This window comes from Methanohalophilus sp. WG1-DM (assembly GCF_004104135.1).
Classification (GTDB): domain Archaea; phylum Halobacteriota; class Methanosarcinia; order Methanosarcinales; family Methanosarcinaceae; genus Methanohalophilus; species Methanohalophilus euhalobius.
The window spans coordinates 1-331 of record NZ_RRBA01000057.1 but is presented as its reverse complement, the minus strand read 5'-3'; the positions used below and the strand labels follow the sequence as shown (position 1 = coordinate 331).

At 39.6% G+C, this 331-nt stretch carries 1 pseudogene; it reads left to right on the top strand.

From position 1 onward, the window contains the following. Nucleotides 1–225, top strand: a pseudogene (locus CI957_RS10450) (hypothetical protein); the annotation flags it as partial. Between the last annotated feature and the right edge of the window lie 106 nt (nucleotides 226–331).

Sequence of the window (331 nt, the reverse complement as noted above, 5' to 3'; positions counted from 1 at the left end):
GGAAAACTTGCCAAAGACTATGCAGATATTCTTGCATTAATTGACCCCAACAATGGTGGGAATGATGTGGAAATCTCCGTCTTAGGTAAATTTATGAACACATATCCATTTCTAAAAGAATCTCTTGCATCAGTAGGTGAATCAGATGATGGAATCGAAAAATATGGCAGAATGTCAGAAAGCACCGCTAAAACGATTATTGGACAGATACTTTCTTTGATTTGATTAAGGTCAACTACGCATCCTTTACGAAAGTGACTTGAAAGCAGTCAACCACAGAACCCAGGGACTTTAGGCGTGGGAGGTATATCAAGTTTCATTTCCAGTCCGG